The following is a 16,483-nucleotide window of genomic DNA, read 5'->3' on the forward strand; positions in this document are numbered from 1 at the left end:
ATGTGATCCTGGTAATGGATCGCGGCGACAATCACGCGACAGTCGACAAGGAGTTGCTTGCCAATAAGGCGATTGCTTCAACACCAGCAGGTGAGAACAAAGCAATCATACGTATGGGCGGGCAATATCTGCTAGGCTTTGGGCCTCGGACAGCGAGCGCGGTTCGCGACTTGTCCAAGCGACTTTACGGCGACGCAGTAAGCCAATGAGCGAGGCCATTCTCATGAAACCTGCTTCCCTGCGCTCAGAACGGGGCAGCAGGAAAGGCCGGGCGGATGGCGACCGGTCTTTTCTGGCCAGGTTCGTAATCGCGTTGCTCGGCTTGGCGTTTGCCGTGACTTTCCTGTTCAGTCTCACGGCCGGAGCCTCTGATGCATCAGTGGTTTCCGTTGTCGGATCATGGTTTCAGACAGGCAATAGCGGCACAGACGCTTTGTCGGCGCGCGATAGCATCATCATCTATGATATTCGTCTGCCCCGTGTCATTCTGGGCTCGCTGATCGGCGCTTCGCTTGCCGTCTCCGGTGCCGTCATGCAGGGGCTTTTCCGCAATCCGCTAGCCGATCCTGGCATTGTCGGCGTCTCCTCCGGGGCTGGCCTTGGAGCGCTTAGTGTGATCGTGCTCGGCAATACGGTCTTGGCACCCGTCATGGCGCTTCTGGGCCTATATTCGCTGCCGCTCGCCGCTTTCGTCAGCGCCTTGGCATTCACCTTCATACTTTACACGGTTGCCACGCGGCGCGGCCAAACCTCCATCGCCACCATGCTTCTCGCAGGCATTGCCCTTGGCGCCATGGCGACAGCCTATATGGGCGTGCTTACCTATATTGCTGACGATCGCCAGCTTCGCGATCTGACCTTCTGGCTATTGGGATCACTGGCCGGAGCAAGCTGGATGAAAATCGCCGCAACAACTCCGTTCATCGTGGTTGCATTGCTCGTATCGCCCTTTTTGGCGCGCGGCCTTAATGGTCTTGCCTTGGGCGAGGCGACAGCCAACCATCTCGGCATTCCGGTGCAGCGCTTCAAGATCATAGCGATCATCGCCGTTGCGGCAGCGACAGGCGCTTCCGTGGCCGTGAGCGGTGTTATCGGGTTTGTCGGCGTGGTTGTCCCCCATTTGCTGCGGCTCGTCATCGGACCCGATCACCGCTATCTTCTGCCCGCATCGGCGCTGTTTGGAGCCAGCCTTTTGCTTTTGGCCGATGCTGTCAGCCGGACAGTCGTTGCGCCCGCAGAACTGCCGATAGGTATTGTCACGGCGGCTGTCGGCGCTCCGGTCTTCCTTTGGATATTGCTGCGCAAACGCGGCATTCTGGATTTATAACAATGATTCACGTCTCGGACTTGGGTGTTCATCTGGGCAAGACCCAAATCGTGCACAATGCAAGCTTTGACGCTTTGGCCGGAGAGATCACTGTCATTGTTGGGCCCAATGGTTCGGGCAAAACCACGCTTATGCGCGCGCTCTCGGGTGATTTGCTCTATAGCGGGGCAGCCACCATCAACGGGCATTCCCTGAAACATTTGAAGCTCTGGCAGATGGCGGCAATGCGCGCCGTCCTGCCGCAATCCACCACGTTGGCATTTCCATTTACGGTCCGTGAAATAATCAAGCTTGGGCTGACGAGCGGCCGCTCACTTGGCACCGTAAAGAACGTTGAACACTTGCCTGACGAAGCTCTTGAAATGGTTGACCTTGCCGGATTCGGCGGTCGTTTCTACCAGGAGCTTTCCGGCGGCGAGCAGCAACGTGTTCAACTTGCCCGCGTATTATGCCAGGTTTGGCAGCCGGTACTGGATAATCAACCGCGCTTTCTCTTTCTCGATGAGCCTGTCTCAAGCCTCGATATCAAGCATCAGCTGATCATCATGGAAATCGCACAATCCTTTGCCAAACGCGGCGGCGGTGTGATCGCGATTCTTCACGATCTCAATCTGACCTCCATGTATGCGGATCGCGTCATTGTCATGCATAAGGGTCATGTGGATAAGGTAGGAGCGCCGCAGGATGTCCTGACTGATGAGCGCATTTTACGTGTTTATGAGTGCGCGCTCAAAGTGGGTGTCCTGCCAGCGGGACAAATGCCATTTGTTCTGCCGCAATCCGCCGCCATCTGACAGTTAACCGACATTGCAATGAAGCTATGCGTGCTTCGCCCTTCGAGAGGGTCAGGAGGGCGAGCCATCAGAGCACGGGAAAACACGAAAAGAACGCCCTGTTCAACTACGACATTTTATGCCGCTTGCAGAATTGATTTGTTGACATAAACATATCTTTATGTGAACCTTAAACCTCATCCCAATGTTGGTTTTGAGGCGTTCGAGTTATGAATAATGCGGTTGATAATCTCTTCGGTCCCATGGGCGCGCCACGGGACGGCAGGGAAGTTTTTGCAGCGCTGACAAAGGCTGCCAAAGAACGCATATTGATTCTCGACGGCGCTATGGGCACGCAGATTCAAGGTCTCAGCCTCAATGAGGATGATTTTCGCGGCGACCGGTTTGGTGATTGCTCATGCCATTTGCAGGGCAATAATGACCTTCTGATTCTCACCCAGCCACAGGCGATTGAAGATATCCACTATGCCTATGCGATGGCCGGTGCCGATATTCTGGAAACCAATACTTTTTCGTCGACCACCATTGCCCAGGCTGACTACAGTATGGAAGAGGTCGTCTATGAGCTGAACCGCGACGGGGCGAGGCTTGCGCGCCGCGCGGCCATCAAGGCGGAACAGAAGGATGGACGCAAGCGCTTCGTGGCCGGTGCCCTCGGCCCGACAAATCGCACCGCCTCCATGTCTCCGGATGTGAACAATCCCGGCTATCGCGCTGTCACCTTCGACGATCTGCGTACTGCCTACGCCGAACAGGTTCGCGGTCTGATCGATGGCGGTGCAGACATCATCCTGATCGAGACCATTTTCGATACGCTCAATGCCAAGGCGGCAATTTTTGCCACCAATGAGGTGTTCGAAGAAAAAGGTATCACCCTGCCAGTGATGATTTCCGGCACGATCACCGATCTGTCCGGGCGCACGCTGTCTGGCCAGACCCCCACCGCCTTCTGGAATTCGGTGCGCCATGCGCAGCCATTCACCATCGGCCTCAATTGTGCTTTGGGCGCCAATGCCATGCGCGCACATCTGGCAGAAATTTCAAACGTTGCCGACACATTCGTGTGCGCTTATCCCAATGCCGGTCTTCCCAATGAGTTCGGTCAATATGATGAAAGCCCCGAAGCAATGGCGGCGCAGCTTGAAGGCTTCGCCAGCGAGGGCTTGCTGAATATTGTTGGTGGCTGCTGCGGCTCGACACCGGAGCATATCAGGGCCATTGCGGAGGCAGTAAGCAAGTATCCGCCGCGCAAAATACCTGAAATTGAAACCCATATGCGCCTGTCGGGTCTGGAACCCTTCACGCTGACCAAGGAGATTCCTTTCGTCAATGTGGGCGAGCGTACCAATATCACCGGCTCGGCGAAGTTCCGCAAGCTCATCACTGCTGGCGACTATGCAACAGCCTTGGATGTGGCGCGCGATCAGGTGGCAAATGGCGCTCAGATCATCGACATCAATATGGATGAGGGCCTGATCGACAGCGAAAAGGCGATGACCGAGTTCCTTAATCTGATTGCCGCTGAACCGGACATTGCCCGTGTTCCTGTGATGATCGATTCGTCCAAATGGGATGTTATCGAGGCTGGTCTGAAATGCGTGCAGGGCAAGCCTCTGGTCAACTCCATTTCCATGAAGGAAGGCGAGGAAGCCTTCATCGCCTATGCCAAAAAGGTTCGTGCCTATGGCGCTGCGGTTGTGGTCATGGCCTTCGATACCGAGGGGCAGGCCGATACGCTGGAGCGCAAGGTCGAGATCTGTACCCGCGCCTATGAGCTTTTGACCAAAGAGGCTGGCTTCCCGCCGGAAGATATTGTGTTTGATCCCAATGTCTTTGCTGTCGCAACGGGCATCGAAGAACATAATGGCTATGGCGTCGCCTTCATCGAGGCGACCAAACAGATCACCGAAACCTTGCCGCATGTGCATATTTCCGGCGGCATTTCCAATCTGTCCTTCTCGTTCCGCGGCAATGAGCCGGTGCGCGAGGCCATGCATGCGGTGTTCCTCTATCACGCCATTCAGGTCGGCATGGATATGGGCATCGTCAATGCGGGTCAGCTCGCGGTTTACGAATCCATTGATCCGGAACTGCGTGAGGCCTGCGAAGACGTGGTGCTCAACCGGCGCGATGATGCAACGGAACGCCTGCTCGATCTGGCAGAACGCTATAAGGGCGCGGCTGGCAAGGAGGCGCGCGAACGCGATCTCGCATGGCGCGAGTGGACTGTCGGCAAACGTATTGAACACGCGCTTGTCAACGGCATTACCGAGTTCATCGACGCGGACACAGAGGAAGCCCGTCTTGAAGCAGAACGCCCGCTGCATGTCATCGAAGGGCCGTTAATGGCCGGAATGAATGTTGTCGGCGATCTTTTCGGCGCCGGCAAAATGTTCCTGCCGCAGGTGGTGAAATCCGCCCGTGTGATGAAACAGGCAGTTGCCTTGCTCTTGCCCTATATGGAGGCGGAAAAGCTTGCCAATGGCGGCACGGGCGAGCGCGAAAGCGCCGGTAAAGTGCTGATGGCGACGGTGAAGGGCGATGTCCATGATATCGGCAAGAATATTGTCGGCGTCGTGCTTGCCTGCAATAATTACGAGATCATTGATCTGGGCGTCATGGTCCCGGCCACGAAAATCCTTCAGACCGCGCGCGAGCAGAATGTTGATATAATCGGCCTGTCCGGCCTGATCACGCCATCGCTGGATGAGATGGTGCATGTCGCCGCCGAAATGGAGCGCGAAGGCTTTGACATTCCATTGCTTATTGGCGGCGCAACCACCAGTCGCGTGCATACGGCCGTGAAGATCAATCCCCGCTATCATCAGGGGCAGACGATCTATGTCACCGATGCGAGCCGCGCGGTCGGCGTTGTTTCGAACCTTCTGTCCGCAGATATCAAGCCGGGCTATATTGAAACCATTCGCGCCGAATATGCCAAGGTTGCCGATGCCCATGCGCGCAATGAGGCCGACAAGCAGCGCCTGCCTCTGGCGAAAGCCCGTGCCAATGCCCACAAGGTTGATTGGTCAGCTTACACACCGCCAAAACCGGCTTTCATTGGCACCCGCATATTCGAGAATTATGATCTGGCCGAAATTGCCCGTTATATTGATTGGACACCCTTCTTCCAGACATGGGAGTTGAAGGGTCGTTATCCGGCAATTCTGGACGATGAAAAACAGGGCGCCGCCGCCCGTCAATTATTCGATGATGCGCAGGCAATGCTCAAGAAAATCATTGCTGAAAAATGGTTCAACCCCAAGGCCGTCATCGGTCTTTGGCCAGCCGGTGCAGTCGGTGATGATATTCGCGTCTTTACCGATGAAAACCGCAATGAAGATCTGGCAACCTTCTATACGCTGCGCCAGCAGCTATCCAAGCGCGATGGCCGTCCAAACGTTGCTTTAAGCGATTTCGTCGCCCCTCTCGATAGCGGCAAACAGGATTATATCGGTGCCTTTGTCGTCACCGCTGGTATTGAGGAAATCGCCATTGCCGAACGCTTTGAGCGCGCCAATGATGATTATTCGTCCATTCTGGTCAAAGCTTTGGCCGACCGTTTTGCCGAAGCTTTTGCCGAATTGATGCATGAGAATGTGCGCAAGGACTATTGGGGCTATGCCCCGGATGAGGCGCTTGCTCCCGATGAGCTGATCGGCGAGCCCTATCGCGGTATCCGTCCGGCACCCGGTTATCCGGCGCAGCCGGATCACACGGAAAAGGAAACGCTGTTCCGCATTCTTGATGCGGAAGCAAAGATCAATGTCCGGCTCACCGAGAGCTATGCCATGTGGCCGGGTTCTTCCGTTTCCGGCATTTACCTTGCGCATCCCGAATCCTATTATTTCGGTGTCGCCAAGGTGGAGCGCGATCAGGTCGAGGATTATTCGCAGCGCAAATCCATGCCGATTGAAGAGGTCGAGCGTTGGCTTGGGCCAATTCTCAACTATGTTCCTCAGCCCCGCATTTTGGCGGCGGAATAGCTTGGAGATCATCATGCGGGCAGCAGCAGTGCAGTCATTTGGCGCAAAGGTGGAACTGATTGACGTTCCAAAGCCGCAGCCCGGTAAAGATCAACTTCTGGTCAAAATATCTGCCGCCGCAATCAATCCATTCGACTGGAAAGTGGCAAACGGAATTCTCAAAGACAAGGCGCCGCATGTTTTTCCCTTGATCTTGGGTAATGATGCAGCGGGTGTGGTCGAATCCTGCGGTGAGGGCGTTACCGACTTTGCCATTGGCGATAGAATATTCGGCCAGTTTCTGCATATGCCGCTCGGCGAGGGCCCTTATGCGGAATATGCGCGCGTGCCCGCATCGAACCTTTTGATAAAACTGCCAGAGGCCCTCACTGTCTTTCAGGCGGCCGCCCTTCCCACTGCCGGAATGACGGCGCTCCAAATGGTCGAAAATCTTGATCTGCCAAAGGGCGCGACCATCCTCATTGTCGGCGCTACAGGCGGCGTCGGATCATTTGCCGTGCAATTGGCGGTGGCTCGCGGTCTGAAAGTCATTGCGACCGCCCGCCCTGCAAAAGCCGCCGCAATGATTAAGCTCGGGGCCATTGCCACGATTGACCACACTGCTTCACCTGCTAGCGAACAGCTGCATAAGCTCTATCCAGGCGGCATTGACGGCTTGATCGACCTGATGAGCAATGCTGCGGAGTTTTCCGCGCTTTCAGCACAGGTCAAACAGGGCGGAACCGCCTATACAACAGCCTTTGTGGCCGATGATTCAGAGTTGCAAAAGCGCTCGCTCAAGGGCGGCAATTTTGAACTCGCCGCCGATCAAGCCCTTCTGGAGCGCCTTGTCGATCATGTGGTTGCAGGCCGCGTGGTCGTGCCGGTTGATCAGATCATTTCACTGGACGAAGTACCGGAAAATATCGAACAGAGCCGCGCGGGCCGCTCTGCCGGTAAAACGCTTATCAAGTTCGATTGACGTTTAAAGTCTTTGATGAAGATAGGCGCGGGGCGGCGTTCCAAGCATCCGCTTGAACATCGTTGTGAATGCCGGGACGCTGTCATAGCCAAGATCAAGCGCAACACTTGTCACCTGTTCACCCGCTGTCAGTCGTGGCAAGGCGGCGAGCAGACATGCCTGCTGACGCCAGGTGGAAAGACTCAAACCCGTTTCCCGCTTGAATATGCGGGTAAATGTGCGCCTGCTCATGCCAAGCTCATCGGCCCAATGATCAATATTCGTATGCGGCGATGGGCTTTTGAGAAAATCATGACAAAGCGCTGCCAAGCGGCGATCATCTGGAAAGGGGAGACCCAGCGGCCGTTCGGGTAGATTTGGAATCTCGTGCAATAGCAAGCCCATGACAAACGCTGCCCGCGTATTGGCAGTGGCATCCGCTGGCAGGTTAACGGCCTCCCGGATCAAGCTGTCCATCAGCGGCGTCAGCCCCACCACATGGAGGTGCCCTTTCAATCCATCCACAGCCTCTGGCCGCACATAGATCGACTGCATGGAAACATCACCAAACATGTCGACGGCATGTTCAATCCCTGCAGGCAACCACAAGGCATGATGTGGAGGAACCATCCACCGCCCGAACTTGGTTGTGACCATCGCCACACCCGCTATAGCGTGCAACAATTGCGACTGGTTGTGATAATGACGCGCGATATGATGTCCTGCCGGATAGGCTGTTGCAAGCGCAAGAACATCTCCTTCCGCCTGATCCAGCCACGTCAACCGGAGCTGGTGCAGGTTCTCCAGCTCCATTCCGGCAGAGTTCGTGCCCGGGAAGTTTTTGTAACGCATGGATTTGGCCCACTTACGAAAGAAGTAGACCAAACCATGAAAACGAGGCTGGCTCAACTGCTAAAGGCTTGCCGATCCTGGAGCATGCTTGTCGAACCCCTGCAAGCCGCCCGTTTCACATAGGATCGACAAAAGTCACTTTTCCGGCAGCTTTTTGCCGCGTCTTCAGCCAGTAGCCAAAGAGAGCGGCCGTGACAAAGGCGATCAGCCCATAAATTGCTGCGGGGACAGCCATTGTAGGATTGTTGAGGAGAAACGGGCTGAGCGCTATGGCGATGGCAAGCGTGCCGTTGTGAATACCGATCTCCATGCCGATTGCGGTCGACTGGCGGTTATCGATACCAACTGCCCTTGGCACGAAATAACCAATAGCGAGACTGACCAGATTGAATGTCAAAGTCGCGAGTCCGACTATCGGCGCCCAAATCTGGAGTGTCTCCCATTCCTGCACAAGCGCGACCAACACGACCATCATCAGAAATACCAGAGACAATATCTTGACGGGCCGTGCCATATTGTCGGCAAAAGCAGGAAAGCGGTGGCGTATCCACATACCAATGATCACCGGCCCGAGCATAATAATGAATACTTGCATCACTTTGGCAAACTGCAGCGGGATCGCTTGCCCTTCTGAGAAAAAATGCGCCAGCGACCAATTTACGATCAGCGGCAGAGTTATGATCGAAAGTGCGGAATTGATTGCAGTAAGAGAGATATTCAGCGCAACGTCCCCGTCAGCAAGATGGCTATAGAGATTGGCGGACGTGCCACCGGGGCTGGCTGCCAGAAGCATCATTCCGACGGCAAGTGCGGGTTCGAGATTGAATAGATAAATAATCGCAACACAGGCCAAAGGCAGAATGAATGTCTGGCAGACAAGTGCTACCAGAACCGCTTTGGGTGCCTTGAGCACCTTTTGAAAATCTTCCAAGGTCAAGGCCAGCCCAAGACCGAGCATGATAATGCCCAGCGACACAGGCAGGAATATTGTCAGCGCAAGACTATTTTCCATAGTTCCCCCTCACATATGTTTCCCGAGCACCTGATATGCTTCAGGAAAGAACGTTCATCACTCCCCAATGAACGGCCCCCACTCAACGTTATATTTATTTCGATTTCAATGAGACTAAAGTCCAGTGGTCGTACATAGGCTGTATCCAGTCGAAATATCGCACGACCGTGCACATTTGGCCCACCTGCGAAAGAAATGGACCAAACCACGAAAGCAGGTTCCATGCAATTTCTGTATGAGGATGAGCTGAGCGTCGCAACCTCGCTTATCCGCTCATAGTTGATGGACCAGTTTAATGACCGATACAGCCATGCCCGCGCAGCGTTCCGCTGCCGAAACAACCGTCTTCGCTATTATATTCGCCGTCAGCTTCTGTCATCTGCTCAATGATATGATGCAGTCGCTACTTGCGGCCATCTATCCGATGCTGAAAGAGAATTATGGCCTGAATTTCAAGCAGATCGGCATTCTGACCCTTATTTTTCAAGGGACTGCCTCCCTGCTTCAGCCTCTTGTGGGAACCTATACGGATAAGCGCCCCATGCCCTATTCACTGCCGGTCGGCATGGCCTTTTCACTGGCGGGTCTCGCCACGCTTTCGTTCGCCACCCATTATGCAATGCTGCTCGTCGGGGCCGCCTTGATTGGCATAGGCTCTTCCATATTCCACCCGGAATCCTCGCGCGTTGCCCGGCTTGCTTCCGGTGGCCGGCACGGGCTTGCCCAGTCGCTTTTTCAGGTTGGTGGAAATTTCGGCACAGCCCTTGGCCCATTGCTGGCAGGCTTTATCGTTTTGCCCTATGGCCAAAAGAGCATTATCTGGTTCTCGGCGGCTGCGCTGCTTGGCATGATCATTCTTTATCGTGTGGGTAGCTGGTATCAGGATTACCGTGTTGCCAATGCCAAGAAGACCCAGCCAAGAAAGATCGTGAACCTCACGCGCGGCAAGATCATGATGTCGCTGTTCATCTTGACCCTGCTGGTCTTCACCAAGAATATTTATATGGTCAGCATTTCCAGCTATTACACTTTCTACGTCATTCACAAGTTCCAGATTACGGTGCAGCAGTCTCAGATGATGCTGTTCCTGTTCCTTGGTGCAGCCGCTGCCGGGACCATCCTTGGCGGACCTATCGGCGACAGGATCGGCACAAAGGCCGTGATCTGGTTCTCCATTCTCGGTGTTCTACCATTCACGCTTATGATGCCTTACGCAAACCTGTTCTGGACCGGAGTGCTGACCGTCATCATCGGCTTCGTTCTTTCCTCCGCCTTTTCTGCAATTGTCGTGTTTGCGCAGGAACTGGTGCCCGGACGGGTTGGAATGGTAGCCGGCATCTTCTTCGGTTTTGCCTTCGGCATGGCCGGGCTTGCGGCGGCTGTGCTCGGTTTCGTGGCCGATAGTAAGGGCATCGATTTTGTCTATCAGATTTGTGCCTATCTGCCCTTCCTTGGATTGCTCACCATCTTCCTGCCAAGCATGCGAGAAGTCCGGGGCGAGATTGCAAAAGCCTAAGATCAGGATCTGACAATCCTTAAAAAAGGGGAAGCCTTTGCGTGGCTTCCCCTTTTTGTTTTTGGCTACTGACGCCATTTGTCAGCAGGGTGGTTTGAAATTCCTTTTTCAACACCATATAAGGAACGTCATTTCCTAGATGCTTCACATCAGGCGATCTGATTCATGTGTCAGTGTTCAGATTGCATAAAGTTTCCTTCCGGATACAAATCATGTCATCAGCAATCTCCGTCTCCAGCGTCAACAAGACCTATGAATCCGGGTTTCAGGCGCTGAAAAATATCAATCTTGAAATTCGTCACGGCGAGATCTTTGCCCTGCTTGGGCCAAATGGCGCGGGCAAGACGACGCTGATCAGCATAATCTGCGGTATCGTCAATCCGACATCGGGCACAATTCTCGCCGATGGTCACGACATCATCAAGGAATACAGAGCCTCCCGCACCAAGATCGGTCTTGTGCCGCAGGAGCTGACGACTGATTCCTTTGAAACAGTCTGGGCAACAGTCAGCTTCAGCCGGGGTCTTTTCGGCAAGCCTGCCAATCCGGCGCATATCGAAAAGATCCTGAAAGAATTGTCTCTCTGGGAGAAGAAAGACTCCAAGATCATGACCCTTTCCGGCGGCATGAAACGCCGCGTCATGATTGCCAAGGCCCTGTCGCATGAGCCGGAAATCCTGTTTCTGGACGAACCGACTGCCGGTGTGGATGTCGAGTTGCGCCGCGATATGTGGAATGTGGTTCGGGCATTGCGGGAGTCCGGTGTCACCATCATCCTGACCACGCATTACATCGAAGAAGCCCAGCAGATGGCCGACCGTATCGGCGTCATCAATCACGGCGAGATTATCCTGATCGAGGAAAAGGATGAGCTGATGCGGTCTTTGGGCAAGAAGCAGCTTCGGCTCCAACTGTCCGAAACGCGTCAGGATATTCCGGCAGCGCTGGAAAAATACGGGCTGGAACTGTCGCAGGATGGCGGCGAACTGGTCTATACCTATGACACGCAGAAAGAGAGGACCGGCATTACCTCATTGCTCAAGGACCTCGACAAGGCATCTGTCCGCTTCAATGACATTCAGACAAAAGAAAGCTCACTTGAAGAAATCTTCGTGAGCCTGGTGAGAGAACGCAAATGAACCTCTATGCGGTCAAAGCAATATATTTGTTCGAAATGCACCGTACATGGCGCACGATCATGCAGAGCGTTATTTCGCCTGTCGTGTCGACCAGCCTGTACTTCGTCGTTTTCGGTTCCGCGATCGGTGGACGTATTCCCGAGATCAGCGGTGTCAGCTATGGCGCATTCATCGTGCCGGGCCTGATCATGCTGTCGCTGCTGACCCAAAGCATTTCCAATGCTTCCTTCGGCATTTATTTTCCGAAATTTGTCGGCACGATCTACGAGCTTTTGTCGGCGCCCGTCTCCTATGTGGAAATTGTCATTGCCTATGTCGGGGCCGCCGCCACGAAATCCATCATCCTCGGCTTGATCATTCTCGCCACAGCAGCGCTGTTCGTTCCGCTGCGCATCGAGCATCCATTCATCATGCTGCTGTTCCTCGTCCTGACGGCGGTGACTTTCAGCATGTTCGGCTTCATCATCGGCATATGGGCGGATGGTTTTGAAAAGCTGCAACTCGTGCCGCTCATGATTGTCACGCCGCTGACCTTCCTTGGGGGCAGTTTCTACTCCATCGACATGCTACCGCCATTCTGGCAGACGGTGACGCTGTTCAACCCGGTTGTCTATCTGATCAGCGGCTTCCGTTGGAGCTTCTATGGTCTGTCCGATGTGCATATCGGCACCAGCCTTGCCATGACTGCCGTATTCCTTGTGGCCTGCATGCTGATCCTGCGCTGGATTTTCAAGACAGGATATCGGTTGAAGAGCTGAGGCTAAAGCGCTTGGCGTTTTGATTGAATCAAAACGGTGCTCCAAGGAGACGCAGTGATTTTGCATGAATTTGATGCGTGCCGGTCACTTGGCCTGCCTACTGATCTATGACATGGAGGCAACCCTTGCCTCCATCTACAGCATCCGTTACCAGCCTCCGGTCGAATGTCGCCAGTTGGCCGCCTCGCATACGGGCGAGCGCGAGCAGATAAGTATCCGTAACCTGGCTGAAACTGAGAAGCCTTGTTGGATCAATAAGGTCAGAACTTACAAAGCTTAAATCATCTTGCCAAAAGACGTGTCCGGGCAAAGCTGTCAGGCTGGAAAGTAGCGGCATGACCGCCGCCGGGGTGCCGGGGGAATTGGGGTAGCGTGGATTGCCTATGATCCTGAGCACGCCATTTTGAGTCAGCGGAGACGTTGCCCACGATGCTTTGCCTACACGATCAAACCACTCATGTGCTGCATCATGATGGACATGTACCGGGTCGAATAAGGCGATCAGTACATTAACGTCGAGTAGAAATACCATTATGGCAGTTCATCACGAAGCTGATTGACGAATTCCATTGTTACCGGGGTGTTGTCTTTTATCCGAAGCAGAGGCACGCCATTTCGCTTATCTTTCCCCATGCCTGGAGTCTGAAGCGACTGACGAGCCAGCGTCGAAATCACCTCTCCGACAGTCTTGTGCTGCCTTGCCGCCAATCCTTTAGCCGCCGCAAGTACATCATCATCTATTGCCAGTGTCGTTCTCATTTTCGTGCCCTGCATCACGCATCAAACATCTCGCATCAGATATAAGGCATTTGTTTGATTTTTTCAAACAGCAAAGCCAGCACTCAAATATAAAGCGCCTTGGCGGTCATAGGATAGACCCGCTTGCTGCCAAGCATATAGGCGATGATGGCCTGTGCATCGAACAGCCCGTGAAATGGCCGTCCGAGAATATTCATGCCGCCCGTATAGGCGCCGAAAGCCGGCATGATCATGCGGGAGCGATCGCTGACAAAACAGCGGCGTTGCACCGCCTGTCCGCGGCGAACCACTTTGGCAGCTGGATGCAGATGCCCGGCGATCTCGCCGGGGCAGGGGCGTTTGGAGGGTTCATGCCGGAAGATCAGATTACCGAAAGCCAATTCGGTAAATGTTTCACCCGGAAGCTCCGCAGGATGGTCCGGATCATGGTTTCCCGTGATCCATACCCATTCGCGTCCAGCCATCAGTGAACCGAGCTGCGCCGCATATTGCTCCGGCAAGCGCGCAGCCGCCTCTCCATCGTGGAAACTGTCGCCAAGGCTGATGACACTGGCAGGATTGTAGCGCGCGATCACTCGCCCCAAGGCGGCAAGCGTTGTTGCCGTATCATAGGGTGGCAGCATCATGCCGCGCCGCGCAAAGGATGAACCTTTTTCGAAATGCAAATCCGATACGACAAGAATCCGGTCATCTTCCAGATACATGGCACCGGAAGGGTCGCAAACGCATCTATGCCCGGCGACAACCATTTCGGCCGCCCCATGCAACATCGTCTTGGTTATTTGCGATACGAGATTCATGAATGGTCCGACATTTCCCGGGTCAATTCTTCGGCGATTTCTTCAAGCAAGGTTTCATGCGCTTCGCCGGGAACACGTTCCTTGCCGATTTCCATCATGACTGGAACGGCCAGCGGCGAAATCTGGTCCAGATCCTTATGGATGATATGGCCTTTGATTCGCCCCAGCATATCGCTGAGGCGGCGAATGTCCAGAAGTCCAGTCGCCGCATCGGCGCGGGTTGCCTGAATGAGAATGTGATCCGGCTCATGCTCCCGCAGCACATCATAAATCAGATCGGTGGAAACCGTCACCTGCCGCCCGGTCTTTTCCTGTCCGGGATGCCGCTTCTCAACGAGACCGGAAATCAGCGCGCAGTTGCGGAAGGTTCGTTTCAGCATGAAGCTTTCCGACAGCCACGCTTCCAGATCATCGCCCAGCATGTCTTCGTCGAAAAGTTCCGAAAGCGGTAGCTCGCCCTTTTTGAACATGCGGCCCATGTCGCGCAGGCCCCAGATCGACAGCGCATAATCGGTGGCGATAAAGCCGAGCGGCCGCGCCTTTGCCCGCTCCAGCCTGCGCGTTAAAAGCATGCCCAGCGTCTGATGCGCCAGCCTGCCTTCAAAGGCATAGATTACCATATAGGATCGCTCGCCGCGCGGAAATGTTTCCACCAGAAGGCTTCCCGGTTGCGGCAGCACGGATTTTTCCTTCTGGATCCGCAGCCAATCGCTCACCTGATCGGGCAGCGCGCCCCAGCGAGCCGGGTCCGCCAGAATATTGCGCACCTGATCGGCGAGATAAGTGGTCAGCGGAAATTTGCCGCCCGCATAGGAAGGTATCTTTGCGTCAAAACCATCCGCCTTGGACACAATACATTCGCTCTCGCGTATTCCCTCAAACCGCAGCACGCGGCCGGAAAAGAAAAACGTATCGCCAGGGCTGAGCGCCTCGATAAAATGCTCTTCGACTTTGCCAAGCACCGGCCCGCCGCGCACATTGCTGCCCTTGCCCCGCTGCCGTGTCAGCCGCACATTGAGCGAAGGCGCTTCAATGATTGTGCCGACATTCAAACGGTATTGCTGGGCGACACGCGGATGCGTCACCCGCCATGAGCCATCTGCCGCCTGCCGGATTTTTGCAAAGCGTTCATAGCTTTTCAGCGCATAGCCACCCGTCGCGACAAATTCAATAATCCGGTCAAATGTATCGCGCGGCAAAGCGGCATAGGGCAGAGCGGTGGTGACTTCCGCATAAAGCTCATCCGCCTGAAATGGATCGGCGCAAGCCATGCCCAGCACATGCTGGGCCAATACGTCCAGCGAACCTTCGCCCAAGGCTGGCGTATCCTGCGCCCCGATATAATTGGCATCGAGCGCCGCCTGACATTCCATAACTTCGAAGCGATTGGCTGGAACCAGTATCGCCCGCGATGGCTCATCCATCCGGTGATTGGAACGCCCGATCCTTTGCGCAAGGCGACTCGCGCCCTTTGGCGCGCCTACATGAATGACCAGATCGACATCACCCCAGTCAATACCAAGATCGAGCGTCGAAGTCGCAACCACGGCGCGCAAGGCATTGGCAGCCATCGCCTGTTCCACCTTGCGCCGCTTGCTTACATCGAGTGAGCCATGATGCAGCGCAATCGCCAGATTATCCTCATTGGCCATCCAAAGATCGTGAAACAAGCGCTCCGCCTGACTGCGCGTATTGACAAAGATCAGCGTCGTGGCGTGCTGTTTGATTGCTTCATATATGCCCGGCAAAGCATAGACCGCCGAATGTCCCGCCCAGGGAACCCGGTCTTCCGTTTGCAAAATGGTGATATGCGGTTTTGCACCGCCTTCAACCTTGACCAGACTTGCCAAGGGCGAGCCATCGGTTTGCGGCACAAGCCAGCCGCGCAATTCATCAGGGTCGGCAACGGTTGCCGACAGGCCGATTGTCTGCAATCCCGGTTGCAGGCGGCGCAATCGCGCCAGTCCCAGCGATAGAAGATGCCCGCGTTTCGATGTTACCAGCGAATGCAATTCATCAAAGATGACATAGCGCAAATCTTCGAAAAACCGCCCTGCATCCTTGGCCGCAATCAGCAGTGCCAATTGCTCCGGCGTAGTCAGCAATATATCGGGCGGCGCCAGCTTCTGCCGCTGGCGCTTATGGGCAGGCGTGTCGCCGGTGCGCGTTTCAAGCCTTATGCCAAGCCCCATTTCTTCGATAGGTTTGGCAAGATTGCGCTGAATATCGACGGCCAGCGCCTTGAGCGGCGAAATATAGAGCGTGTGAATGCCGCGGCTCGCTGCATTGCTTTTGCCGCGCTGGGCTAAATCGACCAGCGAGGGGAGAAAACCCGCCAGCGTCTTGCCCGCACCGGTTGGGGCAATCAGCAGGGTCGACTGCCCTGCCTGCGCCGCCTCAAGCAGTTCCAGCTGATGGGCACGCGGCGACCAGCCCTTGGCCTGAAACCAGTTCAGGAAAAGCGGAGGCAAAAGGGCGGAGCCGGTGTCGGCGGTGGGTGCTTTGCTGATTTTCACTGGGGCGAATGTAGTGGTCCGGCATCAAAGCGCCAAGTTTTCTTTTGGCAAGAATGCAATGTGATGGAGCATTTACGAAGATTG

At 54.9% G+C, this 16,483-nt stretch carries 13 protein-coding genes and 1 pseudogene; 8 read left to right on the forward strand and 6 right to left on the reverse strand.

Features of this window, described 5'->3' with window-relative positions:
* From QFZ34_RS00005 to QFZ34_RS00025, 5 genes and pseudogenes are all read left to right on the forward strand, one after another.
* Nucleotides 1-209: pseudogene (locus QFZ34_RS00005) on the forward strand (hemin ABC transporter substrate-binding protein); the annotation flags it as partial.
* A gap of 14 nt (nucleotides 210-223) precedes the next feature.
* Complete coding sequence (locus tag QFZ34_RS00010) at nucleotides 224-1,327, forward strand: FecCD family ABC transporter permease (protein WP_115053851.1); 1,104 nt, start codon at nucleotides 224-226, stop codon at nucleotides 1,325-1,327.
* A 2-nt stretch (nucleotides 1,328-1,329) separates the two neighbouring features.
* On the forward strand, nucleotides 1,330-2,121 hold the full coding sequence (locus QFZ34_RS00015) for a heme ABC transporter ATP-binding protein (protein WP_307275234.1): 792 nt from the start codon (nucleotides 1,330-1,332) through the stop codon (nucleotides 2,119-2,121).
* Between the two features lie 209 nt (nucleotides 2,122-2,330).
* Nucleotides 2,331-6,107 carry a methionine synthase gene (metH, locus tag QFZ34_RS00020; protein WP_307275237.1) on the forward strand — a complete coding sequence of 1,259 codons (3,777 nt, stop codon included), beginning with the start codon at nucleotides 2,331-2,333 and terminating at the stop codon, nucleotides 6,105-6,107.
* A gap of 13 nt (nucleotides 6,108-6,120) precedes the next feature.
* On the forward strand, nucleotides 6,121-7,068 hold the full coding sequence (locus tag QFZ34_RS00025) for an NADP-dependent oxidoreductase (protein WP_307275240.1): 948 nt from the start codon (nucleotides 6,121-6,123) through the stop codon (nucleotides 7,066-7,068).
* A gap of 3 nt (nucleotides 7,069-7,071) precedes the next feature.
* Here the strand turns inward: QFZ34_RS00025 and QFZ34_RS00030 are convergent, their stop codons facing one another.
* Both QFZ34_RS00030 and QFZ34_RS00035 read right to left on the reverse strand, forming a co-directional pair.
* Nucleotides 7,072-7,899: an AraC family transcriptional regulator gene (locus tag QFZ34_RS00030; RefSeq protein WP_307275244.1), complete on the reverse strand. Its 828-nt coding sequence runs from the start codon at nucleotides 7,897-7,899 to the stop codon at nucleotides 7,072-7,074.
* Nucleotides 7,900-8,014: 115 nt separating this feature from the next.
* Nucleotides 8,015-8,911: a bile acid:sodium symporter family protein gene (locus tag QFZ34_RS00035; RefSeq protein WP_307275247.1), complete on the reverse strand. Its 897-nt coding sequence runs from the start codon at nucleotides 8,909-8,911 to the stop codon at nucleotides 8,015-8,017.
* 295 nt (nucleotides 8,912-9,206) lie between these two features.
* Between QFZ34_RS00035 and QFZ34_RS00040 the strand changes: the two genes are divergently transcribed.
* The 3 genes from QFZ34_RS00040 to QFZ34_RS00050 all read left to right on the forward strand — a co-directional run bounded on the left by QFZ34_RS00040 (nucleotide 9,207) and on the right by QFZ34_RS00050 (nucleotide 12,324).
* A complete protein-coding gene (locus QFZ34_RS00040) occupies nucleotides 9,207-10,427 on the forward strand; it encodes an MFS transporter (protein ID WP_307275250.1) in 1,221 nt (406 codons plus the stop codon).
* A 212-nt stretch (nucleotides 10,428-10,639) separates the two neighbouring features.
* On the forward strand, nucleotides 10,640-11,566 hold the full coding sequence (locus tag QFZ34_RS00045) for an ABC transporter ATP-binding protein (RefSeq protein ID WP_307275253.1): 927 nt from the start codon (nucleotides 10,640-10,642) through the stop codon (nucleotides 11,564-11,566).
* Nucleotides 11,563-12,324, forward strand: a complete 762-nt coding sequence (locus QFZ34_RS00050) for an ABC transporter permease (protein WP_115053701.1) — start codon at nucleotides 11,563-11,565, stop codon at nucleotides 12,322-12,324. Before QFZ34_RS00045 ends, QFZ34_RS00050 begins: the two co-directional genes overlap by 4 nt.
* Nucleotides 12,325-12,421: 97 nt before the next feature.
* Here QFZ34_RS00050 and QFZ34_RS00055 read toward each other — a convergent pair whose 3' ends face one another.
* The 4 genes from QFZ34_RS00055 to QFZ34_RS00070 form a co-directional block, all read right to left on the reverse strand.
* Entirely contained in the window at nucleotides 12,422-12,856 is a 435-nt protein-coding gene (locus QFZ34_RS00055; protein WP_115053700.1) for a TA system VapC family ribonuclease toxin, read from the reverse strand.
* The gene (locus tag QFZ34_RS00060) at nucleotides 12,856-13,083 is read right to left on the reverse strand and encodes a CopG family transcriptional regulator (RefSeq protein WP_115053850.1); all 228 of its coding nucleotides are present in this window, start codon (nucleotides 13,081-13,083) and stop codon (nucleotides 12,856-12,858) included. The genes QFZ34_RS00055 and QFZ34_RS00060 overlap by 1 nt, the downstream gene beginning before the upstream one ends.
* Before the next feature lie 83 nt (nucleotides 13,084-13,166).
* Entirely contained in the window at nucleotides 13,167-13,883 is a 717-nt protein-coding gene (gene pdeM / locus QFZ34_RS00065) for a ligase-associated DNA damage response endonuclease PdeM (RefSeq protein WP_370878655.1), read from the reverse strand.
* Entirely contained in the window at nucleotides 13,880-16,399 is a 2,520-nt protein-coding gene (locus QFZ34_RS00070) for a ligase-associated DNA damage response DEXH box helicase (protein WP_307275271.1), read from the reverse strand. Before QFZ34_RS00070 ends, pdeM begins: the two co-directional genes overlap by 4 nt.
* Nucleotides 16,400-16,483 lie beyond the last annotated feature (84 nt).

Source organism: Phyllobacterium ifriqiyense, from assembly GCF_030817885.1.
GTDB lineage: Bacteria > Pseudomonadota > Alphaproteobacteria > Rhizobiales > Rhizobiaceae > Phyllobacterium > Phyllobacterium ifriqiyense.